This window comes from Nocardioides sp. Soil777 (assembly GCF_001428425.1).
Classification (GTDB): Bacteria; Actinomycetota; Actinomycetes; order Propionibacteriales; family Nocardioidaceae; genus Nocardioides; species Nocardioides terrigena.
The window spans coordinates 52,460-74,750 of record NZ_LMSN01000016.1 but is presented as its reverse complement, the minus strand read 5'-3'; the positions used below and the strand labels follow the sequence as shown (position 1 = coordinate 74,750).

Genomic DNA, 22,291 nt, shown 5'->3' with positions numbered 1-22,291 from the left:
TGGGCCCGCGGCTACGGTGGGGGTCTCGGAAGGAGTTCCCATGACGTCAGGTGATGACGTGAAGGACGCGGACGCGGCGCTGGTCAACGGCGAGGCACCTCCGTCGCGGCACGTCCCGCTCGACCGCGGGCGGATCCTCGACGCCGCGATCTCCTACATCGACGAGCAGGGACTCGCGGGGCTGACGATGCGTCGCCTCGGGCAGGCCCTCGGCGTCGAGGCCATGGCGCTCTACCGCTACGTCGCCGGCAAGGAGGAGCTCCTCGACGGCGTGGTGGACCGCCTCGTCGCCGGCATGCAGGCGGACGCCCAGGTGCTCGACCGACCCAGCGACGGCTGGCAGGACTTCGTGCAGCGGCTCGCCCACGGCGTACGACGCGTGGCGCTGGCCCACCCCAAGGCCTTCCCGCTGGTCGCGTCCCGACCGCCCGAGGCGCCGTGGCTGCGTCCGCCGCTGCGCAGCCTGGAGTGGGTGGAGGCATTCCTGGCCGGCCTGGAGTCGGAGGGCTTCTCCGACGAGGCGGCGGTCGCCGCCTACCGCGCCTTCACCAGCTTCCTGCTCGGCCACCTCCTGCTCGAGGTCTCCACGCTCGGCGCGGACCTCGGCCCGCTCGACGTGATGGAGGAGTCGGTGGAGCCCGGACTCGAGGACTTCCCGATGGTGAGCCGGCTGCGCCGACAGCTCGCGGAGGACAAGGCGGCGGTGGAGTTCGAGGAGGCGCTGGAGGAGCTCCTCAACCGGATGGCGCTGGTCCGCCAGGAGGGCAACGCCGGCTGACGCGGGCGGCGGAGCGGCCACCCCTAGGGCGGGAGATCACTAGGCGGGGCGCTGGGGGTGTGCTTGGTTTACAACGTAAACCGCATCATCCACTCCCTGTTGGAGGCACCACTCTCATGGAAGACACTCTCCGGGACGGCCTGCGCGATGGCGTCAGCACCGTCAGCGAGTTCCTGCCCAAGCTGTTCCTGTTCCTCATCATCCTCGTCGTCGGCCTGCTGATCGCCAAGGGCATCTCCAAGGCGCTCAACGCCGTGCTCGAGCGGGTCGGCTTCGACCGCGCCGTCGAGCGGGGCGGCGTCAAGCGCGCCATGGCCAACTCGAAGATGGACGCGAGCGACGTGGTCGCCAAGCTCATCTACTACACGCTCATGCTCTTCGTGCTGCAGCTCGCCTTCGGCGTCTTCGGTCCCAACCCGATCAGCGACCTGATCGAGCGCGTGATCACGTTCCTGCCCAGCCTGATCGTGGCCATCATCATCATCGTGGTCGCCTCGGCGATCGCCGCGGCGGTCAAGACGCTCATCGAGGGCACCCTCGGGGGCCTGTCCTACGGCCGGACCATCGCCAACGTGGCGTCGGTCTTCATCCTGTTCCTCGGTGTCGTCGCCGCGCTCAACCAGATCGGCGTCGCCACCACGGTGACCCTGCCCGTCCTCATCGCGATCCTGGCGACCGTGGCCGGCATCCTCATCGTGGGCGTGGGCGGCGGTCTCGTCCGTCCCATGCAGCAGCGCTGGGAGGGCTACCTCACCAAGGCCGAGGAGGAGGCGCCCCGCATCAAGCAGCACGCGGCCGCCGCTCCCTCGGTGGAGACGCAGGCCCGCCACCAGGCGGCCCGGGTCAACGACCACGTCTGAGTCGTACGACGCGCGCATCGGCCCCCGTCTCCCTCACGGGAGGCGGGGGCCGTCGCCGCTGCGGGGGGTCAGCGGTCGGGGGGCTCCGGGTCGTCCCCGGAGTCGTCGGTCACCAGCTGGAGCCGGTGGCGGGGAGGCTGCGGCTGCTGGCGGCCCAGCTCGCCGCCGATGCGGCCGCCGTGCGGCCTGCCGTGGTCGGCGTACTCCTCGCGCAGGAAGGCGAGGATGCGCACCGGGCCCGCGCCGAGCTCGATGCGGGTCGAGGACCGCAGGATCGAGCTGTCGACGCGTCGGCCGTGCACCCGCACCTCGGCGTCGCCGACGGCGGTGATGACGAACTCGTCCGCGTCGTCGTGGACCACCTGGGCGTGCACCGGAGCCAGGCCGGGCAGCACGACGTCGCACGACGGGTCGGACCCGATCGTGGTCCGGTCCTGCTGGAGCCAGTGGACCGGGTGGGCGCTGCGGGTGATGCCGGGACCGGGACGCTCGACGAGGCGCGGCAGGCCGCCGCGGCCCGGGTCGTGGGTCGTCGTCACCCGGCGGACCGGGCGCCGCAGGAAGGTCGGCGCGACGGGGAACGGGGTGGGCGGCGGCAGCAGCCCCGGCCCGGGGAGCGCGGAGGTGTCGTTGCGCAACCGGCCGCGCCCGGCCGAGACGACGCCGCGGATCCCGGCGACGCGCATGTGCGCGCTGCGGGTGAACGGGCGTTGCCACCACGGGCAGCGCACGTTGCCGAGGGTCACGAGCGGGACGTCGTCGGCGTCGCGCACCTGCACCGAGATGCCCAGGTCGGCCAGCTCGGTGGCGATCCGGCGCAGGCCCGCCGCGTCGGCGCCGCCGGCGAAGGCGGCCGGGTCACTGACCCGCAGGGTGAGGGCGCTGCCGCGCCCCGTGAGCGAACCCGTGACCGGCGGGTGTCCCGGGGTGTCGACCCGGAAGCAGACGTCCGCCTCGACGCGGGTCCGCAGCGTGGTCACGCCGCTTCCGGGGAGGGTCCCCGGGTGGTGTCGTCGTCGGTCGAGATGCGCAGCGTGCCGTCGATCTTCCAGGTCGCCCGCGGAGCCTTGGGACCGGTGTCGCGCGGCACCTCGACCGACATGTCGACGAACTGGTAGTTGATGGCCGCCCGACGTCCCGTGAGGAACGACCACATCTCCCGACCGAGGTCGCTCCAGTCCACGACCGAGTCGGCGCGGAATTCAGTCTGGTCCTGCGTCATGGTGAGCCTCCGGGTGCGGTAGGGTCTGCCTGAAGTTACACACGAAACTTCGACAAACTGTTTAGGTATGGAGTGAGTATGGGCACGAACGTCGCCACACCGCAAGGGCAGACCCCCGAGACGGCGCCCGCCGACGACTCGCTCCTGACCATCGGCGAGCTGGCCAGGCACACCGGGATCTCCACCCAGCTGATCCGCGCCTGGGAGCAGCGCTTCGGCTTCCCCGAGCCGGTCCGGCTGCCCAGCGGCCACCGCCGCTACACCGACGCGGACGTCCGTGCCGTGCAGCGCGTGGTGGAGGAGCGCGACCGCGGCCTGCGCCTCGAGGAGGCGATCTCGACGACGCTGCGCTCGGGCCAGGTCGGGGAGAGCAGCTCGGTCTACGCCGCGCTCGCGCGCCGCCACCCCGGGCTCGCGTCGTACACGCTCACCAAGCGCACCCTGCTCGCCCTGTCGTGGGCGATCGAGGACGAGGCCGTGGCCCAGTCCTCGAGCGGCGTGCTGCTCGGCACCTTCCAGCGCGGCCGCTACTACGGCCAGTCGCGGCGCCGGTGGGAGGACCTCGCCCGGACCGCGCAGGACGCGGTCGCGATGGCCGACTTCGAGGCCCACGACGACGAGTCCCGGCCGGCGACCGTGGCCCTGCCGCCGGACTCGCCGCTGCTGCGGGAGTGGGTGGTGGTCCACGAGGCGCCCGACTTCGCGGTGGCGCTGGTGGCCTTCGAGCTGCCCGGCCACGGGTCCGTCGGCGACGACCGGCCGTTCGAGGCGTTGTGGTCCGTCGACGGCCGGGTGGTCCGCGACGCCGCCGTCCTCACCGCGCAGGCGGGTGCCGCGGCCGGCTCGCTCGCCTCGGCGCGGGTGCTGGCCACGCTCGAGGAGAGCCCGGCCCTGCCGAGCACCCCGCCGTCCGCCGCCACCGCGGTGTTCAACCGGATGGTCGCCTACACCGACGGCAGCACGCTGCGGGCCCGGCGCCCCTGAGGGTGGAGGCGGCCGCCCGCGCGCGTCGTACTGTCGACGACATGCAGACACGAACCCTCGGAACCCACCAGGTCGGCGCCATCGGCCTCGGCCTGATGACCTTCGACCAGACCGGCGCCCAGCCGCGCCAGCAGCTCCTCGACACCGTCACCGCGGCGCTGCACGCCGGCGTCACGCTCTTCGACACCGCCGACGCCTATGGCCCCGGCGATGACGGCGCTGCGGCGCAGGGCCAGAACGAGCGCCTCATCGCCTCGCTGCTCGACGAGCTGGGCGCGCGCGACCGCGTCGTGCTCGCGACCAAGGGCGGGCACGTCCGCACCGACAGCGGGGACTGGGCGACGGACAGCACGCCGGAGCACCTGCGCGCGGCCGTCGACGCCAGCCTGGAGCGCCTCGGCGTCGAGCAGATCGCGCTGTGGCAGCACCACCGCCCCGACCCCGACGTGTCGTACGACGACGTCATCGGCACGCTCAAGGAGATCGCGGACAGCGGCAAGGTCGCCGCGATCGGCCTCTCCAACGCCGACCCCGACCAGATCCGCGCCGCGCACAAGGTCCTGGGCGACGCGCTGGTGAGCGTGCAGAACCAGTTCAGCCCCAAGTTCCTCAGCAGCCGCCCCGAGATCGACGTGTGCGAGGAGCTGGGCCTGGCCTTCCTGCCGTGGAGCCCCCTGGGTGGGCTCAACGACGCCAAGGGCCTCGCCGACAAGCACCCGGCCTTCGCCGAGGTCGCGCAGGACCGCGGTGTCAGCGCGCAGCAGGTCGCGCTCGCGTGGGAGCTGGCGCAGTCGCCGTGCGTCATCCCGATCCCCGGCGCCAAGCGCGCCGAGTCGGTCCGCGACTCCGCCGCGGCCGCCGACCTGGAGCTCACCGCCGAGGAGCTCGCCCGCCTCGACGGCTGACACGCGCCACCCCGTCGTACGACGGCCCGGGACCTCACGTCCCGGGCCGTCGGCGCGTCCGGGGCGGGGGCCGTGGATTCCGCGCGGTCTTCGCCCCGTCCGTACGCTGGCGCGCATGGACAGACCTGCGTGTACGTGCCGTTCACTCCCGAGTGCGATCGGTGGTGAACGGGCCTGATGGACACCCAGACCTTCCTCAACGTCGGCCTGGTCCTGCTCTTCGTCCTCGTCGGTGGCGTCTTCGCCGCCACCGAGATCGCGCTGGTCTCCCTCCGGGAGAGCCAGCTGGTCTCCATGGAGCGCAAGGGTGCCCGCGGTGTGCGGGTGGCGCAGGTCGCCCGCGACCCCAACCGGTTCCTCGCCGCGGTCCAGATCGGCGTCACCGTCGCCGGCTTCTTCTCCGCGGCGTACGGCGGGTCGACGCTCGCGCCCGACCTCGCGCCGTACCTCGTCGACCTCGGGATGGGCGAGGACGCCGCGCAGACGACGGCGCTCGTCGTGCTGACCCTGCTCATCGCCTACCTCTCGCTGGTCCTCGGCGAGCTCGTCCCCAAGCGGCTCGCCCTGCAGAAGGCCGCGCCGCTCTCGCTGGCCGTGGCGCCGGTGCTCGACAAGTTCGCCACCGCCATGCGACCGGTCATCTGGCTGCTCTCCCTGTCGACCAATGCGCTGGTCCGCCTGCTCGGCGGTGACCCGCACGCCACCAGCGAGCAGCTCTCCGAGGAGGAGCTGCGCGACCTCGTGTCCACGCACGAGGACCTCGACGAGGAGGAGCGCCGCATCCTCAGCGACGTCTTCGCCGCCACCGAGACCAACGTCAAGGAGGTCATGCGCCCGCGCACCGACGTCTCCTTCATCGACGGCGGGCTCACCCTGGCCGAGGCCGCAGCGCAGGTCCGGGACATGCCCTACTCCCGCTACCCGGTCACCGGCGAGGGCTTCGACGACGTGCTGGGCTTCCTGCACGTGCGCGACCTGCTGGCCATCGACGCCACCCCGGACCGGCTCGTCAAGGACGTGTGCCGCCCGGTCCTGATGGTGCCCGGCACCAAGTCGATGCTCCCGTGCATCGCCACCATGCGCCACGAGGGCACGCACCTCGCGGTGGTGGTGGACGAGTACGGCGGCACCGACGGCATCGTCACCCTCGAGGACCTCGTCGAGGAGCTCATCGGCGAGATCCGCGACGAGTACGACGTCGACGAGCGCGAGCCGTCCGGCGACCCGGCCGACATCGACGGCGGCACCAGCCTCGAGGACTTCGCCGACGACACCGGCATCGAGCTGCGCGACGGCGGCTACGAGACCGTCGCGGGCTACGCGATCGCCCTGCTCGGGCACATCCCCGAGGTCGGGGAGCAGGTCGCCGTGGACGGCGGCATCCTCGAGGTCACCGAGGTGGTCGGCAGCCGGGTCACCCGACTGGTGCTGCGCCGCGACGAGGGCCGCGACGAGGCCTGAGCGCCCGCGGGCCGGACCGGTGACGTCACTCCTCGGAGAGGCGCTTCTCGGCCTCGGCGGAGGTGACCTCGAGGCGTGACCCCATGACCTTCTCGGACGGCATGCCCATCCGCGCGAGGATCACGTGCAGCTGCGGCAGCAGCCACGACTGGGCCTCGAGGGTGACCCGCTGGAGCTCGGTCCCGACGCGCACCCAGAGCACCGGCTCGCCGTTGCGGTCGGGGAGCCAGTGCGCCTCGACCACGCCCCACGGGGCCAGGGACGCGACGAGCGGGACGATCGCGGCGTCCGCCGATCGCCGCATCGCGTCGTGGTCCATCCCGCCACGCTAGCCCCGCGTTGCCGGGGCTAGCCTCGGACCGAGTCCCGCCCAGCGTCAGGAGACCCCATGGTCGACCCGTCCGTCACTCGTCTGGTCGGGGTCTACGACGCCGACGGCGGCCTGCTCGGTGAGGCGGCGTACGTCTGGGGCAAGGTGCGCGGGACCCGCCACTGTGCGCTCTGCGACATCACCCACGGGCGCGTGCGGCGCAAGCCCGAGTGGGACCGGATGGTGGCCGACCTGGGGGTCCCGGTCGACCTGCTGCACCTCGACGAGATGCCGCCGGACGTGCGCGAGGTGGTGGCGGCGTGCGGCGCCCCCGCGGTCCTGGCCCGGACGGACGACGGTCTGAGGCCCCTGGTGGTCGGCGCCGAGCTCGACGCGCTGGGGGGATCGGTCGCCCGGCTCGGCGACATGCTCCGCGCCCGGCTGGCCGAGGACCCCGCATGACCGGGTCCGGTGTCGCCGGCGGGTGGGCGGCGACCGTCGTGTGGGTGGGCGTCGTGGTGGTGTACGCCGCGCTGTCGGGCGTCTGGACCGCCCACGACCCGGGGTGGTACTCCCGCCTCGCCAAGCCGTCGTTCCAGCCGCCGGACCTGGTCTTCGGGATCGTGTGGCCGCTCAACTTCCTGGCGCTGCTGGGCGTGGGCGTGTGGTTCACCCGCTCCGCTGATGCCACCGGCGTGTGGCCGGCCACCCTCGTCCTCGCGGCCTCGGTGGTCGCCGCGCTGGCCTGGGCGTGGTTGTTCTACGTCCCGCACCGGATCGGCGCCGCCACGGTCGCCCTCGCCGTGGCGGCGGTCCTCACCTGGGTGCTGGTGGTGCTCGTGGCCCGGTCCTTGCCCTGGGCGGGCCTCGTCCTGGCGCCCTACGCCGTGTGGCTCAGCGTGGCCACCGCGCTGTCGGTGCAGTACGCCCGGCTCAACTGAGCCGGCCACCCGTCAGGGCATCACCGGGGGCTCGAACTCGAAGGTCATCCCGAGCGCCCAGAGCAGCAGCAGCACCACCGGCAGGTGGAAGAGGAACTGCAGGAAGGTGAAGCCCACCAGGTCGCGGGCCCGCAGCCCCAGCACCGCCAGCAACGGCAGCATGAAGAACGGGTTGACCAGATTGGGCAGCGCCTCGGCCGCGTTGTAGATCTGCACGGTCCAGCCGAGGTTCATCCCGACGTCGGTGGCCGACTGCATGACGTACGGCGCCTCGACCAGCCACTTGCCGCCCCCCGAGGGGACGAGCAGGCCGAGCAGCGCGGTGTAGATCGCGATGACCACGGCGAACGCACCGCCGTCGCCGATCCGGGTGAACAGGTCGGCCAGGTGCTCCGAGACGGTGACCCCGCCGCGACCCGTGGCCTGGGTGAGGATGGCCGCCATCGCGGCGTACAGGGGGAACTGGACGAGCACGCCGGCCGTGGTCGGCACGGCCTTGGTGACGGCGTTGAGGAAGCCGCGCGGGGTGCCGTGGAGGACCAGGCCGAGGATGAGGAAGACCATGAGGTAGCCGTTGAGGCTGCTGATCACGGACAGGAACGGCAGCGTGACGAACTGGTTGACCACCCAGCCGAGGGTGAGGAGGCCGACGAGGACGGGCAGGATCCGGGAGTACTCCAGCCACTCGCCGGGGCGGGCGCGTGGGGGCAGCGGCTCGACGCGGTCGGAGAGGTCGACGTCCATGTCCTCGGCCGTGCGGATCGCCTCGCCCTGGGGGGCCGACGCCCACGCCACCGCGACGCTGAGCGCGATGAGGACCGCCGCCATGAGCAGCGACTGCCAGGTCAGGATCGTGGCGCCGAAGTCGAGGACGCCGGTGATCTCGAGCAGCTCGGGCGGCAGCGACTCGGGGGTCGCCTGCAGCTGCGCGGCCGAGGACGAGAGACCGAGCGCCCAGACGGCTCCGAGGCCGAGGTACGCCGCGGCACCGAGCGCGCGGTAGTCGGCGCGCAGGTCGCTGCGGCGCGCGATCGCGCGGGCGAGCAGGCCGCTGAAGACCAGGCTCAGGCCCCAGTTGACCATCGACACGACGCACGACAGCAGGGCCACGAAGGCGACCGATCCGCGCGGGGTGGTCGGGTAGAGGGCGATCCGCTCGATGATCCGGGCGACGGGCGGGGAGGTGGCGACGACGTACCCCGTCAGCACCACCATCGCCATCTGGAGGGTGAACGGCGCGAGGTCCCAGAAGCCGTCGCCGAAGGTCTGGGCGACGGTGACCGGACTGGCGCCGTTGAGCATGGCGGCGGCGGCGACGATGACGACGCCCGCGAGGGCGAAGACGTAGGCGTCGGGGAACCACTTCTCGGTCCATCCCGCGGTGCGCTGGGCCAGGCGTGCCAGGCCCTTCTCGTGCTCGGTGCTCGTGGTGGTGGAGGACATGGCCGTCGAAGATAGCGGAGTCGCGGCGGGCGGCCGCCGCTGCGGGGACCTCGCGGCGCGTGCGTAGATTGGCGGGCATGAGTGACGAGCGGACGATGCGCGAGCGGATGCTGGCCGGCGACCCCTACATCGCGGACGACCCGGTCCTCGCGGAGGAGTCGCGGCGCGCACAGCAGCTGACCCACCGGCTCAACACCGCCGACCCCACCGACCACGAGCTGCGTCGTGCCCTGCTGACCGACCTGCTCGGCGCCTTCGGCGAGGACAGCGAGCTGCGGCCGCCGTTCCAGTGCGACTACGGCTACCAGACGACGATCGGTGCCCGGACCTTCGTCAACTGGGGACTGGTCAGCCTCGACGTGGCCACGGTGACCATCGGCGACGACGTGCAGATCGGCCCCGGCGTCCAGCTCCTCACCGCGACGCACCCGGTCGAGCCCGGCCCGCGCCGCGACAAGTGGGAGGCGGCCCAGCCCATCGTCATCGGCGACAACGTGTGGCTCGGCGGCGGCGTCATCGTCTGTCCCGGCGTCACCATCGGCGCGGACACGGTCGTGGGCGCCGGCTCGGTGGTCGTGCAGGACCTGCCGTCCGGCGTGGTGGCGGTCGGCTCGCCGGCGAAGGTGATCCGCACGCTGTGAGCCGTACGCCGCGCGCTCACTGCCCGACGTCGCCGCGCCAGGTCGCGAGCCGGCCGGCCCGGTGCACCGCCATGATGCGTTGCTCGGCGGCGGCCCGCTGCTCGGGCCGGGTGAAGACGAGCACCACGTCGTGGGTGCGCAGCTGGGTGGCGGGCTCGAGGGTGAAGGTCTCGCCGGCGCGGGCGAGCAGCGCCAGCGTCGACCCTTCCGGCAGCCGCAGCTCCCCGGCGTACACGCCGTGCAGCTGCGAGCCGGGGCTGACCGTCACCTGGATGAGCTCGGTGCCCAGCTTGTAGAGCGACCCCGAGCCGACGTCGAAGTCGAGCGCGACCGTGTCGGGGCGCGGGCCGGGAGTGCCGACGGCGGCCTGTGGGATGAGCCGGCTGAAGCGCTCGGACTGGGTGGACATCACCGGACCGACGATGGCCAGGACGAGGACGTAGCCGGCGGCGAGGTTGCCGATGCGCTGGTCGAGCCCGGCCGCGACCGCCAGCGACGCCAGGATGATGGAGAACTCACCACGCGTCAGCACCGTGTACCCGATGGTCGCCGCCTCGACCCGGTCGAAGCCGTGCAGCCGGGCCGCGTAGACCCCGGCCGCGGTGGCCAGCACCACGGTCATCACGACGGCGACGGCGATCTCGGGCAGCACCGCGACCACGTCCATCGGGTCGATGGTCAGGCCGAAGTGGAAGAAGAAGATCGCCCCGAAGGCGTCGCGCAGCGGGTGGGTGAGGGTCCGCAGCCGCGCGGCCTTGGCGGTGGCGCCCAGGATCAAGCCGACCATGAAGGCGCCGATCGCGTCCGAGACCCCCAGGGCCTCGGCGACACCGGCGGTGATGATCGCGAGCCCGGTGAAGACGACGACCACGATCTCCTCGTCGTGGGTGCTGACCAGCCGTCCGACCAGCCGGGCACCCCAGCGGGCGATCGCCCCGAGACCGAGCAGGAAGGCGAAGGCGGTCGCGATGCCCGTGATCGCCTCGACCGGTCCGTCGGCGCCGCCGAGGACGGGCTGGAGGAGCGCGAGGTAGAACGCCAAGAAGATGTCCTCGATCACCGCGATGCCCAGGATGGTGCGGGTCTCGCGGTTGCCGAGGCGCCGGTTCTCGACGATCAGCTTGGTGACGATCGCGGTGGACGAGATGCCCACGATCCCGGCGATGACCAGCGCCTCCGCGACCCCCCAGCCGAGGCTGAAGCCGTAGACCAGGCCGCCGCCCACGTTGAGGACCAGGTAGATCGTCGCCGCAGTGACCAGCCGGCGGCCACCCGCGACGAGCTGGTCGAGGGAGAACTCGAGACCGAGGTAGAACAGCAGGAAGACGAGTCCGAGCCGCGCCACGAGCTCGAGGTCGTGCGGGTCGCTGACCAGGTCGATGCCGCCGGTGCTCGGTCCGAACACCACGCCGGCGAGCATGAACAACGGCACCGTGGGGAGGCCGAGACGGACTCCGCCCCGCGCCAGCAGGCCGCACACGAGCAGGGCACCGCCCAGCGCGATGAGCGCGTCAGCGGCGTGCGGCATGCCGGTCTCCTCACCTGCCTGGTGTGGGTCCCACTCTTCCCGAGCCGGGGCGTCGTACCCATGGGGAACGGACCCCATCCGTCGGTGGGCCTAGGGTGCGAGCACACCTACGAGAGGGCACTGCCATGAGCGAGCTGCACGTCGTCGCGACCATCCCCGTCAAGGCCGAGCACGTCGAGGCGATGCGTGAGGCGCTCACCGGGCTGACCGAGGCGACCCGGCAGGAGCCGGGGTGCGTGGCCTACGACCTCTACGAGTCGGCCGCGGCGCCCGGCGTCTTCGTCACCGTCGAGCGGTGGACCGACCAGGCCGCCCTCGACGCCCACATGCAGTCCCCGCACATCGCTGCCGCCTTCGCCGCGGCAGACGGCGCCCTCAGCGGGGACGTCGCGATCCACCCCCTCGTCCCGGTCGGCGACTAGCCCGTCCGGAGGGGTGAGCCACCCCTTGGGGGGCGCAACCACGCGGAAAGCGGTTGAGCGGTTTACCATCAAAAAGCGTGTGCGAGGACCGCACGGGCACTGATTGCTCGATGAGATGGGACCCCTTGCCCGTGGAACGACTCGCCCAAGGCTTCAGGCTGGGAGATCGCTACGTCCTCGAGGAGCGCATCGCCTCCGGTGGCATGGCCGACGTGTGGCGCGCGATGGACGACGTGCTCCAGCGCGCCGTCGCGGTCAAGATCATGCGCGCCGACCCGGACAACGAGGAGATCTTCGCCAAGCGCTTCCGTGACGAGGCCCGGCACTCCGCGGCGCTGATGCACACCAACATCACCACCGTCTTCGACTACGGCGAGGACGACCACCTCACCTACCTCGTGATGGAGCTCGTGCCCGGTGCCCCGCTGTCCGCGGTGATCCGCGAGGCCGGCACCCTCGATCCCGACGTCGTGCGGTCGATCATCAGCCAGGCCGCCCTCGCCCTGGGCGTGGCCCACGAGGCGCGCGTGGTGCACCGCGACGTCAAGCCGGCCAACATCCTGGTCCGCGACGACGGCGTCGTGATGCTCACCGACTTCGGCATCGCGCGGGCCCTCGACGCCCGCGGCCACACCCGCGTCGGCGAGATGCTCGGCACCCCCAACTACATCAGCCCCGAGCAGGCGCTCGGTCAGCCGGCGACGGGTGCGAGCGACCTCTACGCGCTCGGCGTGGTCGCGCACGAGATGCTCACCGGCATCCGGCCCTTCGACCGGGGCACGCCCATCGCCACCGCGATGTCGCACGTCAACGAGCCGCCGCCGCCGCTGGCCGACGAGGTCCCGGCCGAGCTGCGTGCCGTGGTGGCCTCCCTGCTGGAGAAGAAGCCCGAGGACCGCCCCGCCAACGCGCGCGCCGTTGCCGAGATGATGGGCATCGCGACGACCGAGCTGGCCGGCCTCGCCGAGGGGCTCGCTGCCCTCGTCAACGGCGACTGGGACGACGACACCGCGACCCCCGCGCACGACGTGCACACGGTCGCCGCGCCGGCGCGCGACCTGCTCGCCTGACGCGCGAGGCAACCGGACGGCCCCGGGCCGCGTCTTCGAGGTAGGAACACCGTCGATCCTCGGGAGACAGCCATGGCCACACCCCTCGTCCGACTCACGACCGCGCTGCTGGCCGTCGCCACGGCGGCCGGGCTGGCTGTGGTCCCTCCGGCCGCCGCCCGGCCCGACGACGGCGCGGTCACCAGCGTCCGCCTCGGGCAGCTCGACCGGGGCCCGGGCCCGGCCGTGCCGCGGGTGGTGGGCACGAGCATCGTCGAGGGCGACCGCGTCGTCGCGGTGGACGCCGACGAGGTGCAGCTGCTCGGGGTCTCGGGTGCGGAGTACGTCGCCTCGATCTACTCGGCGGAGGGTTCCTCGGTGGAGCGGGTGGCGGCCGACGGCACCCGCACGGTCGTGCTGGACCGGGTGCCCTTCGCCGTGGCGCTGTCCGGCGACGGGACGCAGCTGGTCACCACGAGGCCGCGCGGGACGCGTCGTACGGTCGTGGCGGTGCGCGACGCGACCACCGGTGACCGGGTCGCCAGGCACACGTTCGGCGCCGGGGCGTTCGTGCTCGACGCCGACGAGGGCCGGGTCGTCGTGGGCCAGACCGGCCCGGAGCGGACGTCGTCGTGGCACGTCGACCGTGACCGGGTCACCCGGATCAGCGACCGCACCGGCTACGCCGCGGACATCTCCGCCGACCGGCTCGCCGTCTTCACCGCGCCCCTGTACGACGGCGGGTGCAGCGTGCTGACGCGGATCTCGACCCCGCAGCGCGCGACGTGGCGCTCCTGCGAGCGCGCGGTCCTCGCGTTCTCACCCGACGGGCGTCGGATGCTGACAACCAACATCCTCATGGACGGCCCGCTGGGCCAGGTCGAGGTGCACACGGCTCGCGGGCGACGCGTCGCGGCGTACCGCAGCGGCGACTCCTTCGGGGTGCTCGGGTGGGAGGACGCCCGGACCGCGCTCGTCACGGTCTACGACCGGCGCGGCAGGTCGGCCCTGGTGCGCTGCCACCTCACCGACTGCGAGCGGGCCTCGGACGTCGTCGCGCCCTGACCCGTCAGAGGCGACCGACCCGGCCGCCGCCCCCGGCGGCCCAGCAGGTGCCGTCGGGCGTGCAGTCCAGGGTGTGGAAACGGCTCTCGCTGAACCGCGACCAGGTGCGCCCCCGGTCGTACGACACGCTGCTGCCGCCGACGGTCCCGGACTCGCCGACGACCAGCAGGCGACGCCCGGTCCACGCGACGTCCTCGCCGAGGTGTGTCAGGTCGCCGCCACTCGTCCAGGTGCGGCCATCGCGGGTGGTCGAGGTGGCGTCGACACCGTCGGCGGGCGCACCGAAGTCGCCGCCCACCACCACGCCGTGGCGGGGGCCTCGGAAGGCGAACCCGAAGACACCCGCCGCCTCGCCGGCCGGGATGGCGGAGTCGGTCGCGGTCCAGGTGAGCCCGTGGTCGGTCGAGCGGAAGACCCTCGCGGCCCCGCCGCCGCCACCGAACCACGCGTCCCGCCCGGCGATGACGAGGCAGTCGCCGCTGGCCGAGAAGTTGTACTCACCGGTCGAGTCGGGCATGCCGGCGTCGGGCAGCACCTCCCACGATCGGCCCCCGTCGTCGGTGGCGGCGATGCGGAACTTCCCGTCGACCGGGTCGCTCACCGCCAGGCCGTGCCGGCCGTCGGGGTAGAAGTCCAGGCAGTTGTAGAAGGCTGCCGGCTCGTCGTTGCGGAAGGTCTCGTCCCACGTGCGGCCACCGTCGGTCGTGCGGTACATCCGCGAGGCCTCGCCCTCGCCGATCGCGAGCACCGTCGCGGTGCGTGCGTCGGTCGCCTCCACGTCGCGGAAGTTGAGCCCGACGGTGTCGGGCGGGCTGACGTCCTGCCAGGAGCGACCGGCGTCGGTGGTCCGGTAGACCTTCGCGGCACCGCCACTGGTGCTCGCGCCGCTGACCCAGGCCGTACGCCGGTCGACGGCGTCGAGGCCGCGGAAGCTCTGGTCGGCGTCGACGACCGCCTCCTGCCAGGCGAGGCGGGCGCCGGCGTCGGCCCGGTCGGCGGCCGCGGCCGCGAGGAGGAGGGGGAGGGACAGGACGAGGGGGAGCACGAGCATCCCGAGACGGTTGCGCATGTCCGGCACAGTGCCGCAGCGCTCAGCCGGTGTCCAGACCCTCGCCGGTCCGGAGTACTGGCGAGAAGGTGCGGAAGAAAGTTCCCGGCGACGTGTCGCACCGGGGCGATCCCGTTCGTGGAGTGGGTGAGGGGCGCCCGATCAGTAGGGTTCCCACCGACGAGAGGAATCACGATGTCCACCACCCAGTACCTGCTCGGAGTCCACCACGGCGACGAGATCAGCTGGCCCGAGGGCGTCACCGTCGACCAGGTGATGGCCGACGTCGACGCCTTCAACGTGAAGCTCCGCGAGCAGGGCCGGTGGGTCTTCGCCGGGGGCCTGCAGCCGGCGTCGTCCGCCACCGTCATCGACGCGACCGGCGCCGAGCCGGTCGTCACGGACGGGCCCTACGTCGAGTCCAAGGAGTACCTCGGCGGCTTCTGGGTCATCGAGGCGACCGACCTCGACGAGGCCATGCGCTGGGGCACCGAGGCGTCCGCGGCCTGCCACGGCCCGGTCGAGGTGCGTCCCTTCCAGTCCGAGTGAGCGCGGTCCTGACGGGCGCCGGATGAGTGCGGGGGAGGCGCTGGCCCGGGTCGTGCGCGAGGAGCACGGCCGGATCGTCGGCGCGCTGGTCCGCCGGTACGGCGACGTCGACCTCGCCGAGGACGCCGTCGCGGAGGCCCTCGAGGTGGCCTGGCAGAAGTGGCCGGTCGACGGCGTCCCGCCCAACCCGGGCGCCTGGCTGACCACCACGGCGCACCGTCGGGCGCTCGACCGGCTGCGTCGCGAGTCCACGCGCACGGGCAGGGAGAGGGAGGCGACTGCGATGCTGGACACCCCGGCAGAACCCCTCGGCGTGGTCGACGACGACCGGCTCCGGCTGTTCTTCATGTGCTGCCACCCGTCGCTGGCGCTCGAGGCCCGGGTCGCTCTCACCCTGCGGCTGGTGGCCGGTCTCAGCGTCGCCGAGATCGCCGCCGGCTTCCTCACCGAGGAGCGGGCAATGGCCCAGCGGATCACCCGCGCCAAGCGCAAGATCCACGATGCCCGGATCCCCTTCCGGGTCCCCGAGCGCGAGGACCTGCCGGCCCGTCTGGCCGGCGTGCTCGCCGCGCTCTACCTCGCGTTCAACGAGGGCTACCTGTCGGTGGGCGCCGAGAGCGGCAGCCGCCCCGACCTCGCCGACGAGGCGATCCGGCTGACCCGGCAGCTGGTGGCGATGCTGCCGGCCGAGCCGGAGGCGCAGGGGCTCCTCGCCCTGATGCTGCTGACCCGGGCCCGCGACGACGCGCGCGTGGTCGACGGGCGGCTCGTCCCGCTCGACGAGCAGGACCGGTCGCGCTGGGACCCCGAGCGGCTGGCGGAGGGCCGCCTGCTCGTGCGGGCGCTGCTGGAGATCGGGCACCCCGGTCCCTACCAGGTGCAGGCCGCGATCGGTGCCGCGCACACCGACGCGGAGGTGCCGTGGGCGGAGGTGGTGGCGCTCTACGACCTGTTGCTGACGCTGGCGCCGAGTCCCGTCGTACGCCTCAACCGGGCGCTGGCGCTCGCGCACACGGAGGGACCGGAGGCGGCGCTGGTCCTGGTCGAGGACCTCGACCTCACGTCGTACCACCCGTGGCACGTGGCCCGCGCCCACCTGCTGCACCTGCTGGGTCGGGACGCGGAGTCGCGGGCCGCGCTCGAGGCTGCGCTGGCGCTGGACCCGACCCCGCTCGAGCGGGCCCACCTCGAGCGGCTGCGCGCGACCCGGGGCCCCGGGTCGGCGCCCTGAGGGAGCCTCAGGCCCGGACCGTGCTCGCCTCGTCGAGGTCGTCGAGCTCGTCCTCGATGGTGCGCCCGCCCAGGTGCGGCCGGACGAGCTTCTCGCCCTCGACGTCCACGTCGGGCAGCAGGCGGTCGAGCCACGCCGGCAGCCACCAGGCCTTCTCCCCGAGCAGGTACATCAGGGCCGGGATCAGCGTCATCCGGACGATGAACGCGTCGAAGAAGACCGCGACCGCGAGGGCGAAGCCCATCGACTTGATGATCGGCTCGTCGATCAGGATGAACGCGGCGAACACCGAGATCATGATGACGCCGGCCGCGGCGACCACGCGAGCGCTGTTGCGGAAGCCGTCGACCACCGCGTCGTGGGTCGACATGCCGTGGACGTGGGCCTCGCGCATCCGGGTGACCAGGAAGACCTGGTAGTCCATCGCGAGCCCGAAGACCAGGCCGATCAGGAAGATCGGCATGAAGCTGACGATGGGCTGCCCCTCGACGATCCCGAACATGCCCTCCTGGAAGACCGCGACCGTGACGCCCAGCGTGGCGAGCACGGAGAGCAGGAAGCCGAGCGTGGCGGTGAGCGGGACCAGGATCGACCGGAAGACGATCATCAGCAGCACGAAGGCGAGACCGACCACCACGGCGAGGTAGACGGGCAGGGCGCTGCTGAGGCGCTCGGACACGTCAGTGGTGATGGCGGTCAGCCCGGTCACGCCAGTGGTCGTCCCGGTCGACTCCTCGATCTCCGCCTGCTCGGCGCGCAGCGTCGTGAGGAGGTCCTCGGTGGCGGTGTCCTCGGGACCGGTCGCGGGCGTGATGAGCACGGTGGCCCCGGTGCCCTGCTCGTTGGTCCCCACGACCTGGGCGTGCGCGACGTCGTCCTGGCCGGCGGCCCAGGCGGCCACCTCGCCGAAGGCGGCGCCGCGGTCGGCCTCGGGCACGTCGCGGGCGTCCACGACCGCCAGCATGGGGGCGTCCCGTCCCGGGCCGAAGGCCTCGGCCACCAGGTCGGACGCCTGGCGCTGCGTGGTGTCCACGGACGCGGTGCTGTCGCTGGGGAAGGCCAGGTGCAGGCTCTGCAGCGGCAGGGCCAGGGCGCCGAGGCCGAGGACGACCACGACCACGACCGCGACGGGGGCCCGCGCGATGGTCCGTGCCCAGCGGACGCCGTTGTTGAGGACGAGGCCGTCCGCGTCCCGCTTCGGCCGGTAGTGGCGCACGCGTCCGCCGAACGCCTTGGACCCGGTCATGCCGAGGAGGGCGGGCAGCAGGGTGAGGGCGACGAGGACCGCGACGAAGACGGTGGCCGCGGCCGCGATGCCCATGCTCGCGAGGAACGGGATGCCCACGACGAGGAGCGCCGTCAGCGCGATGATGACGGTGAGACCGGCGAAGACGACCGCGGAGCCGGCGGTGCCGACCGCGATGCCGACGGCCTCCTCCCGGTCGTCGGTGTGCTGCAGCTCGTTGCGGTAGCGGGCCAGGATGAACAGCGCGTAGTCGATCCCGACCGCGAGGCCGATCATGGTGGCCAGCATCGGGGTGGTGGAACCGATGTCGATGAAGGCGGTCATCGCGGTGACGCCCATGATCCCGAGCCCGACGCCGACCAGGGCGGTCAGGATGGGGAGCCCGGCAGCGACGAGCGAGCCGAAGGTCAGGATGAGCACGAGCAGGGCGACGGCGATCCCGATCAGCTCCGACGTGCCACCGAGGTGGATCATGCCGGTGGTGCCGGACCCGTTGGCATCGACGGTGAGGCCGTCCCCGCGGGCGTCGTCCATGACGTCCATGAGGGCGTCGATGGTGGCCGGCTCGACGTCGGCGACCGAGTCCACGTCGAAGTCCCACTGCACGAGGCCGACCCGGCCGTCCTCGCTGAGCGGGGAGAGCGCGGCCGCGTCCGCACGGGCGTCCGCGACCGGCGATCCGGCGTCGCGTGCGGCCTGGACCATCGCCTTCTCCTGTGCCTGCGCCGCCTCGACGGGTCCCGCCAGCGGGGCGTCGGGCATCTGCGGCAGCGCGGCCAGGTCCTGGACCAGGGCGTCGACGCGGTCGGCGTACGCGCGGTCCGACAGCGTGCTGCCCTCGGGCACGGCGACGACCACCTTGACGGTGGCCTGGTCGAAGGCGTCGACCGCGTCGGGGAAGAGCTCCGCCTGGAGGTCGGCGGCCTTCTCCGAGGGGATGCCGGGGATCGAGAAGGCGTCGGTCATGGGCTTGGACATCGTCGCCGCGAAGGCGCCGACGGCCAGCACGGCGACGATCCAGCCGGCGAGGAAGAGCGGCCAGCGCCGGAAGGCGGTCTTGCCGAGGCGGTGCAGCAGGGTGGCCATGAGGGCTCCAGGTCGGGTGATGAGGGACGGATCGGGGGTGGGTCGGGGCCGGTGCTCCGGGGGTGCTTCGGCGGTCAGGCGAGCAGGTCGCGGGCCGTGCGGAGCTGCTCGGTGAAGACGTCGGCGAGGGGGACCTCGAGGTCCGGGTCGCCACCGTCGGACGTCATGCACCCGTCGAAGAGGGCGACGAGGAGCCGGAGCAGCAGGCGGGCCCGTTCGGCACCGAACTCCTTCCCCTCGCGGGCGAGGATCACCTCGACGAACTCCCCGGTGAGCTGCTCGAAGCGCTCGTGGGCGGCCATGATCAGTCGCGGCGTGGTGGTGACGAGGCGACGACCCCGCTCCATCTCCTCGCGGGTGAGGAGCTCGGAGCTGAGGAAGACCGAGGCCAGCTCGCCGACGTCATCGACGAGGTGACCGTGCGGCCCGCCCTCGAGGAAGGTGGTGAGGGCGCTCGCGGGGATCTCGGGAGGGTTGCCCAGGACGGCGTCGATCTTGCTCGGGAAGTAGTTGAACAGCGTCCGGCGGGACACGTCGGCGGCCTCGGCGAGCTCGTCCATGGTGAAGCCGTCCAGCCCGAGCTCCTCGGTGAGGCGCTGTGCGCACACGGTGATGCGGCGCTCGGTCTGCAGCCGCCGCTGCTCGCGACGCGTTGCACTCTGGTTCATGAAGTGCATTCTTGCACTCCATGCCTAGAAGTGCAGAATCACGATCAGTCGAAGGCGGCCGCACCCAGGTCGGTCTCGCCGGCCGCGATCGCGTCGACGATCCGGCGGGCGACGTCCTCGGGGGCCAGCCCCTGCGGCAGCCCGGGTGCCTGCCCGGAGAGGGGACGGGTGGCGAGACCGGTCTCGGTGTGCGGCGGCCGGACGTCGTGCACGGTGACCTTCGCCCGGCGCAGCTCGGTGCGCAGGGCGGTGGCGACGCCGCTGAGCGCGGCCTTGCTCGCGGAGTACGCCGCCATCCCCGGCAGCGGGCGCTCGGCGACGACCGCGCTGACCTGGAGGACGAAGCCCTGCGACTCCTCCAGCAGCGGCATCAGGCGCCGGACGAGGAAGAGGGGCCCGACGACGTTGGTGAGGAAGAGCTCCTCGATCACCTCGTCGGGAGTGTCCACGAGGGGGCCGAAGGCGACGACGCCGGCCGCGTTGACCAGCCCGTCCAGCCCGCCGTACGCCGCCCGCGCGGCGTCCGCGATGGCGTCGCCGGCCGTGGCGTCCCCGACGTCGGCCACCACGACGGGGGAATCGATGCCGAGGCCCTCGAGCCGGGTCGCGTCGCGACCGACGAGCAGCAGCCGCGCGCCGCGGCGTACGAGCTCCTGGGAGACCAGCGACCCGAGGGCGCCGCTCGCCCCGACGACCGCGATCCGGGCCCCGTCCAGCTCGCGTGTGCTCATGTCGGCGACAGTAGCCACCACCTGACTACCGTGGGCCCTTGTGCCGTCCCACCCGTCCGCGCTGCCCGTCCCCGCCGCCTCCGACCACGCCGGCGTCGTCCGGATCGCCGCCATCCACGTCGCCAAGGCCACCCGACTGCCGATGCGCTCGGTCGATCAGGTGGAGGCCGAGGCCGGGCGGGGGATCGTCGGCGACCGCTACCACGGCACGAAGCACCGGCACGTGACCGTGCAGAGCGCGACCGCGCTGGCCGAGTCGGCCGAGGTCTTCGGGCGTGACATCCCGGCCGCTCTCACCCGCCGCGACCTCACTCTCAACGACGGTGTCGTGCCGCGGGAGCCCGGTGCGCGGATCCGCATCGGCGACGTGCTGCTCGAGGTCGTGCGGGTCGCCGCGCCGTGCAAGCTGCTCGACGACACCATCGGCGCCGGCGCCCAGGAGGCGCTGCGGCGCCGGGCCGGCTCGGTGTGCCGGGTGCTCGAGTCGGGCACGATCCGGGTCGGCGACGCGGTTGCTCTGGGGGAGGCCGCACCGTGAGGCAGCGCGTGCGCTGAGCGTCGTCACTCGTGTCGCAGGCGGCGCCCTGACCTCGAGTCTCACCCGTTTTGGCCATGCGCCGGAGCCGTCGGCGTCGTTACCGTCGACCTCCCGGCCCGCAGTCGCCGGCCGGGTCGAGCCGGTCCTTCCGGGGGAAGGGCCAACGGGAGGAGAGCTCATGCGCCCCATGTCGTTCACGATCTCCGTGGCGGGTCTGGCCACGGCCGCCGCCCTCGGTGCCGCAGCACCCGCATCCGCGGAGCCCAGGCCCGAGGTGACTGACCCGAACGCCTCGTGCGTCGGCCAGGTCTTCGCGCCCCAGGCGGTGCACCTCGAGCCGGGCGCCATCGCCGCGCGCATCGCCGAGATCAAGGGGTTCATTCCCGTGAGCTTCGGCGCCGTCATCGGGGACTTCGCCCGCTGGCCCGACTGCAGTCCCGAGTAGGGGCTCGGCCGCCGATCAGGGGCTCGACAGCGTCAGGTCGACCGACCGGAGCCGGCCCTGCTCGTCGGCGGCGAGCACGAGCGCGAAGTCGGTGGCGCACGTGCGCCACTCCGGGCTGGGCCGCAGGACGACCAGTCGCCCGTCAGGCAGGGGGCCTCTCCTCGTCGGCGCGCACGAGACGGCGCCGTACTCGGCCGTGTGGACGATCGTGGTCTCGTTGACCACCGCGGCTTCGATGGGCCCGAGGATGTCGACCGGACACGACGAGGCACCGGAGGTGGTCGACCCGTCAGGGCAACCCTCCCAGGTGCTGCGGTCCGCGAGCGCGGCGTCGGTGACCTCGATCGATCCCGACGCCCGACCGCCGATGGACAGGGAGATCGTCCACGTGTGCGGGAAGGAGTCGGTCTCCCCGACTGCGTACTCGACGAACCGCTCGGCCAGGCGCTGGAGGTCCTCGTCGGCCGGTGACTCGGCGTCCGACACCACCTGGAAGCCCCGGGTCGAGGGTGTCGCGGTCGGCTCCGTCGGCGGGGTGCTCGCCCGTGCCGTCGTCCCCTCCGATGGAGCGGCCGGCGTCCCGGACGTCGGCTCGGTGGCGCAGGACCCGAGCAGGCAGGTGAGCAGCGCGGCACCGAGCAGCGGGACCACTCCGGGCGGCCTCACTCGGCCACCGGGGACCGGCGAGGGCCCGCGTGACCGCCGAGGCACGACCAGCGCCCGTCGGTCCGCACCCACACCTGCGTCATCGGCATCCGGAACGTCGCGGGCTCGTCGTCCCCCGACAGCACGACGTCGGTGACCTCGCAGCGGAGCACGGCGGTGTCGTCGACCACGACCACGTGCGGGTCGAGCATGGTCTGCGAACGCCAGACGGTGTGCCCCTCGGTGTTGCGGCGGACGTACTCGGCGCGGTCGTAGGTCTCCCCGACGTGGGCCGTCCACCGGAACTCCGGATGGAGGAGGGCGACCAGGCGGTCGGCATCGCCGTCGGCCAGGGCGAGCGCCCGTGCCTCGGCAGCACGGATGACCTGGGATGCGGCGTCCATGCGCGTCAGCGTGTCAGACGCACACGGGTCGAGGACGTCAGTCGGTCATATCTCGGGGAGACCAGGGCCGCGTTCCTCCACTGCGCTCCGG

At 72.9% G+C, this 22,291-nt stretch carries 26 protein-coding genes; 15 read left to right on the top strand and 11 right to left on the bottom strand.

Annotation, left to right across the window (positions count from 1 at the left end):
* The first annotated feature begins 40 nt into the window (after positions 1 to 40).
* Together ASG88_RS13410 and ASG88_RS13405 are read left to right on the top strand one after the other, a co-directional pair.
* Positions 41 to 778 (top strand): TetR/AcrR family transcriptional regulator C-terminal domain-containing protein, encoded by a 738-nt coding sequence (locus tag ASG88_RS13410; protein ID WP_056887953.1) that lies wholly within the window; start codon positions 41 to 43, stop codon positions 776 to 778.
* A gap of 116 nt (positions 779 to 894) precedes the next feature.
* A complete protein-coding gene (locus tag ASG88_RS13405) occupies positions 895 to 1,638 on the top strand; it encodes a mechanosensitive ion channel family protein (RefSeq protein ID WP_056887952.1) in 744 nt (247 codons plus the stop codon).
* A 68-nt stretch (positions 1,639 to 1,706) separates the two neighbouring features.
* Here the strand turns inward: ASG88_RS13405 and ASG88_RS13400 are convergent, their stop codons facing one another.
* Positions 1,707 to 2,618 carry an FHA domain-containing protein gene (locus ASG88_RS13400; protein WP_056887951.1) on the bottom strand — a complete coding sequence of 304 codons (912 nt, stop codon included), beginning with the start codon at positions 2,616 to 2,618 and terminating at the stop codon, positions 1,707 to 1,709.
* Positions 2,615 to 2,860, bottom strand: a complete 246-nt coding sequence (locus ASG88_RS13395; protein WP_056887950.1) for a hypothetical protein — start codon at positions 2,858 to 2,860, stop codon at positions 2,615 to 2,617. The genes ASG88_RS13400 and ASG88_RS13395 overlap by 4 nt, the downstream gene beginning before the upstream one ends.
* Positions 2,861 to 2,938: 78 nt before the next feature.
* Between ASG88_RS13395 and ASG88_RS13390 the strand changes: the two genes are divergently transcribed.
* From ASG88_RS13390 to ASG88_RS13380, 3 genes are all read left to right on the top strand, one after another.
* Positions 2,939 to 3,844: a DICT sensory domain-containing protein gene (locus ASG88_RS13390; protein WP_056887949.1), complete on the top strand. Its 906-nt coding sequence runs from the start codon at positions 2,939 to 2,941 to the stop codon at positions 3,842 to 3,844.
* A gap of 41 nt (positions 3,845 to 3,885) precedes the next feature.
* Positions 3,886 to 4,749 (top strand): aldo/keto reductase, encoded by an 864-nt coding sequence (locus ASG88_RS13385; RefSeq protein WP_056888261.1) that lies wholly within the window; start codon positions 3,886 to 3,888, stop codon positions 4,747 to 4,749.
* 177 nt (positions 4,750 to 4,926) lie between these two features.
* Positions 4,927 to 6,210, top strand: a complete 1,284-nt coding sequence (locus tag ASG88_RS13380; RefSeq protein ID WP_056887948.1) for a hemolysin family protein — start codon at positions 4,927 to 4,929, stop codon at positions 6,208 to 6,210.
* 25 nt (positions 6,211 to 6,235) lie between these two features.
* Here ASG88_RS13380 and ASG88_RS13375 read toward each other — a convergent pair whose 3' ends face one another.
* Positions 6,236 to 6,529, bottom strand: a complete 294-nt coding sequence (locus tag ASG88_RS13375; protein ID WP_056887947.1) for a hypothetical protein — start codon at positions 6,527 to 6,529, stop codon at positions 6,236 to 6,238.
* Positions 6,530 to 6,598: 69 nt separating this feature from the next.
* Here ASG88_RS13375 and ASG88_RS13370 point away from each other — a divergent pair, with 69 nt between their 5' ends.
* Positions 6,599 to 6,982 (top strand): hypothetical protein, encoded by a 384-nt coding sequence (locus ASG88_RS13370; protein ID WP_056887946.1) that lies wholly within the window; start codon positions 6,599 to 6,601, stop codon positions 6,980 to 6,982.
* Complete coding sequence (locus tag ASG88_RS13365) at positions 6,979 to 7,461, top strand: TspO/MBR family protein (protein WP_056887945.1); 483 nt, start codon at positions 6,979 to 6,981, stop codon at positions 7,459 to 7,461. Before ASG88_RS13370 ends, ASG88_RS13365 begins: the two co-directional genes overlap by 4 nt.
* Before the next feature lie 12 nt (positions 7,462 to 7,473).
* On the opposite strand, the gene ASG88_RS13360 is transcribed toward ASG88_RS13365, so the two are convergent.
* The gene (locus ASG88_RS13360) at positions 7,474 to 8,904 is read right to left on the bottom strand and encodes a short-chain fatty acid transporter (RefSeq protein WP_056887944.1); all 1,431 of its coding nucleotides are present in this window, start codon (positions 8,902 to 8,904) and stop codon (positions 7,474 to 7,476) included.
* Positions 8,905 to 8,981: 77 nt separating this feature from the next.
* Between ASG88_RS13360 and ASG88_RS13355 the strand changes: the two genes are divergently transcribed.
* Positions 8,982 to 9,545 (top strand): sugar O-acetyltransferase, encoded by a 564-nt coding sequence (locus ASG88_RS13355; RefSeq protein WP_056887943.1) that lies wholly within the window; start codon positions 8,982 to 8,984, stop codon positions 9,543 to 9,545.
* A 16-nt stretch (positions 9,546 to 9,561) separates the two neighbouring features.
* Here ASG88_RS13355 and ASG88_RS13350 read toward each other — a convergent pair whose 3' ends face one another.
* Positions 9,562 to 11,073: a cation:proton antiporter gene (locus ASG88_RS13350; protein WP_082600420.1), complete on the bottom strand. Its 1,512-nt coding sequence runs from the start codon at positions 11,071 to 11,073 to the stop codon at positions 9,562 to 9,564.
* 125 nt (positions 11,074 to 11,198) lie between these two features.
* On the opposite strand from ASG88_RS13350, the gene ASG88_RS13345 reads away from it, so the two are divergent.
* From ASG88_RS13345 to ASG88_RS13335, 3 genes are all read left to right on the top strand, one after another.
* Entirely contained in the window at positions 11,199 to 11,495 is a 297-nt protein-coding gene (locus ASG88_RS13345; RefSeq protein WP_056887942.1) for a putative quinol monooxygenase, read from the top strand.
* A 131-nt stretch (positions 11,496 to 11,626) separates the two neighbouring features.
* The gene (locus tag ASG88_RS13340) at positions 11,627 to 12,565 is read left to right on the top strand and encodes a serine/threonine-protein kinase (RefSeq protein WP_200956446.1); all 939 of its coding nucleotides are present in this window, start codon (positions 11,627 to 11,629) and stop codon (positions 12,563 to 12,565) included.
* Between the two features lie 72 nt (positions 12,566 to 12,637).
* Positions 12,638 to 13,609 (top strand): hypothetical protein, encoded by a 972-nt coding sequence (locus ASG88_RS13335; RefSeq protein WP_056887941.1) that lies wholly within the window; start codon positions 12,638 to 12,640, stop codon positions 13,607 to 13,609.
* Positions 13,610 to 13,613: 4 nt separating this feature from the next.
* Here the strand turns inward: ASG88_RS13335 and ASG88_RS13330 are convergent, their stop codons facing one another.
* A complete protein-coding gene (locus tag ASG88_RS13330; protein ID WP_200956445.1) occupies positions 13,614 to 14,678 on the bottom strand; it encodes a WD40/YVTN/BNR-like repeat-containing protein in 1,065 nt (354 codons plus the stop codon).
* Between the two features lie 174 nt (positions 14,679 to 14,852).
* Between ASG88_RS13330 and ASG88_RS13325 the strand changes: the two genes are divergently transcribed.
* A complete protein-coding gene (locus tag ASG88_RS13325; RefSeq protein WP_056887940.1) occupies positions 14,853 to 15,206 on the top strand; it encodes a YciI family protein in 354 nt (117 codons plus the stop codon).
* Positions 15,207 to 15,228: 22 nt separating this feature from the next.
* Positions 15,229 to 16,437 carry an RNA polymerase sigma factor gene (locus ASG88_RS13320; RefSeq protein ID WP_056887939.1) on the top strand — a complete coding sequence of 403 codons (1,209 nt, stop codon included), beginning with the start codon at positions 15,229 to 15,231 and terminating at the stop codon, positions 16,435 to 16,437.
* Between the two features lie 7 nt (positions 16,438 to 16,444).
* Here ASG88_RS13320 and ASG88_RS13315 read toward each other — a convergent pair whose 3' ends face one another.
* The 3 genes from ASG88_RS13315 to ASG88_RS13305 form a co-directional block, all read right to left on the bottom strand.
* The gene (locus ASG88_RS13315; protein ID WP_056887938.1) at positions 16,445 to 18,769 is read right to left on the bottom strand and encodes an MMPL family transporter; all 2,325 of its coding nucleotides are present in this window, start codon (positions 18,767 to 18,769) and stop codon (positions 16,445 to 16,447) included.
* Between the two features lie 74 nt (positions 18,770 to 18,843).
* On the bottom strand, positions 18,844 to 19,437 hold the full coding sequence (locus tag ASG88_RS13310; protein WP_162259848.1) for a TetR/AcrR family transcriptional regulator: 594 nt from the start codon (positions 19,435 to 19,437) through the stop codon (positions 18,844 to 18,846).
* Positions 19,438 to 19,481: 44 nt separating this feature from the next.
* Complete coding sequence (locus ASG88_RS13305) at positions 19,482 to 20,168, bottom strand: SDR family NAD(P)-dependent oxidoreductase (protein WP_056887936.1); 687 nt, start codon at positions 20,166 to 20,168, stop codon at positions 19,482 to 19,484.
* Between the two features lie 40 nt (positions 20,169 to 20,208).
* Here ASG88_RS13305 and ASG88_RS13300 point away from each other — a divergent pair, with 40 nt between their 5' ends.
* Together ASG88_RS13300 and ASG88_RS13295 are read left to right on the top strand one after the other, a co-directional pair.
* Entirely contained in the window at positions 20,209 to 20,706 is a 498-nt protein-coding gene (locus ASG88_RS13300) for an MOSC domain-containing protein (RefSeq protein WP_200956444.1), read from the top strand.
* A 178-nt stretch (positions 20,707 to 20,884) separates the two neighbouring features.
* Positions 20,885 to 21,151 (top strand): hypothetical protein, encoded by a 267-nt coding sequence (locus tag ASG88_RS13295; RefSeq protein WP_056887935.1) that lies wholly within the window; start codon positions 20,885 to 20,887, stop codon positions 21,149 to 21,151.
* Between the two features lie 15 nt (positions 21,152 to 21,166).
* Here the strand turns inward: ASG88_RS13295 and ASG88_RS13290 are convergent, their stop codons facing one another.
* Together ASG88_RS13290 and ASG88_RS13285 are read right to left on the bottom strand one after the other, a co-directional pair.
* Positions 21,167 to 21,817, bottom strand: a complete 651-nt coding sequence (locus tag ASG88_RS13290) for a hypothetical protein (protein ID WP_157559729.1) — start codon at positions 21,815 to 21,817, stop codon at positions 21,167 to 21,169.
* The gene (locus tag ASG88_RS13285; protein WP_056887933.1) at positions 21,814 to 22,200 is read right to left on the bottom strand and encodes a nuclear transport factor 2 family protein; all 387 of its coding nucleotides are present in this window, start codon (positions 22,198 to 22,200) and stop codon (positions 21,814 to 21,816) included. The genes ASG88_RS13290 and ASG88_RS13285 overlap by 4 nt, the downstream gene beginning before the upstream one ends.
* Positions 22,201 to 22,291 lie beyond the last annotated feature (91 nt).

What these genes read in the sequence shown, in the direction of transcription:
- ASG88_RS13390 (WP_056887949.1), top strand. Translation starts at nt 2,939, where the DNA reads ATGGGCACGAACGTCGCCACACCGCAAGGGCAGACCCCCGAGACGGCG.
- ASG88_RS13365 (WP_056887945.1), top strand. Translation starts at nt 6,979, where the DNA reads ATGACCGGGTCCGGTGTCGCCGGCGGGTGGGCGGCGACCGTCGTGTGG.
- ASG88_RS13375 (WP_056887947.1), bottom strand. Translation starts at nt 6,529, where the DNA reads ATGGACCACGACGCGATGCGGCGATCGGCGGACGCCGCGATCGTCCCG.
- ASG88_RS13355 (WP_056887943.1), top strand. Translation starts at nt 8,982, where the DNA reads ATGAGTGACGAGCGGACGATGCGCGAGCGGATGCTGGCCGGCGACCCC.
- ASG88_RS13410 (WP_056887953.1), top strand. Translation starts at nt 41, where the DNA reads ATGACGTCAGGTGATGACGTGAAGGACGCGGACGCGGCGCTGGTCAAC.
- ASG88_RS13395 (WP_056887950.1), bottom strand. Translation starts at nt 2,860, where the DNA reads ATGACGCAGGACCAGACTGAATTCCGCGCCGACTCGGTCGTGGACTGG.
- ASG88_RS13370 (WP_056887946.1), top strand. Translation starts at nt 6,599, where the DNA reads ATGGTCGACCCGTCCGTCACTCGTCTGGTCGGGGTCTACGACGCCGAC.
- ASG88_RS13325 (WP_056887940.1), top strand. Translation starts at nt 14,853, where the DNA reads ATGTCCACCACCCAGTACCTGCTCGGAGTCCACCACGGCGACGAGATC.
- ASG88_RS13360 (WP_056887944.1), bottom strand. Translation starts at nt 8,904, where the DNA reads ATGTCCTCCACCACCACGAGCACCGAGCACGAGAAGGGCCTGGCACGC.
- ASG88_RS13310 (WP_162259848.1), bottom strand. Translation starts at nt 19,437, where the DNA reads ATGAACCAGAGTGCAACGCGTCGCGAGCAGCGGCGGCTGCAGACCGAG.
- ASG88_RS13305 (WP_056887936.1), bottom strand. Translation starts at nt 20,168, where the DNA reads ATGAGCACACGCGAGCTGGACGGGGCCCGGATCGCGGTCGTCGGGGCG.
- ASG88_RS13345 (WP_056887942.1), top strand. Translation starts at nt 11,199, where the DNA reads ATGAGCGAGCTGCACGTCGTCGCGACCATCCCCGTCAAGGCCGAGCAC.
- ASG88_RS13405 (WP_056887952.1), top strand. Translation starts at nt 895, where the DNA reads ATGGAAGACACTCTCCGGGACGGCCTGCGCGATGGCGTCAGCACCGTC.
- ASG88_RS13380 (WP_056887948.1), top strand. Translation starts at nt 4,927, where the DNA reads ATGGACACCCAGACCTTCCTCAACGTCGGCCTGGTCCTGCTCTTCGTC.
- ASG88_RS13385 (WP_056888261.1), top strand. Translation starts at nt 3,886, where the DNA reads ATGCAGACACGAACCCTCGGAACCCACCAGGTCGGCGCCATCGGCCTC.
- ASG88_RS13315 (WP_056887938.1), bottom strand. Translation starts at nt 18,769, where the DNA reads ATGGCCACCCTGCTGCACCGCCTCGGCAAGACCGCCTTCCGGCGCTGG.
- ASG88_RS13335 (WP_056887941.1), top strand. Translation starts at nt 12,638, where the DNA reads ATGGCCACACCCCTCGTCCGACTCACGACCGCGCTGCTGGCCGTCGCC.
- ASG88_RS13320 (WP_056887939.1), top strand. Translation starts at nt 15,229, where the DNA reads ATGAGTGCGGGGGAGGCGCTGGCCCGGGTCGTGCGCGAGGAGCACGGC.
- ASG88_RS13350 (WP_082600420.1), bottom strand. Translation starts at nt 11,073, where the DNA reads ATGCCGCACGCCGCTGACGCGCTCATCGCGCTGGGCGGTGCCCTGCTC.
- ASG88_RS13330 (WP_200956445.1), bottom strand. Translation starts at nt 14,678, where the DNA reads ATGCGCAACCGTCTCGGGATGCTCGTGCTCCCCCTCGTCCTGTCCCTC.
- ASG88_RS13285 (WP_056887933.1), bottom strand. Translation starts at nt 22,200, where the DNA reads ATGGACGCCGCATCCCAGGTCATCCGTGCTGCCGAGGCACGGGCGCTC.
- ASG88_RS13295 (WP_056887935.1), top strand. Translation starts at nt 20,885, where the DNA reads ATGCGCCCCATGTCGTTCACGATCTCCGTGGCGGGTCTGGCCACGGCC.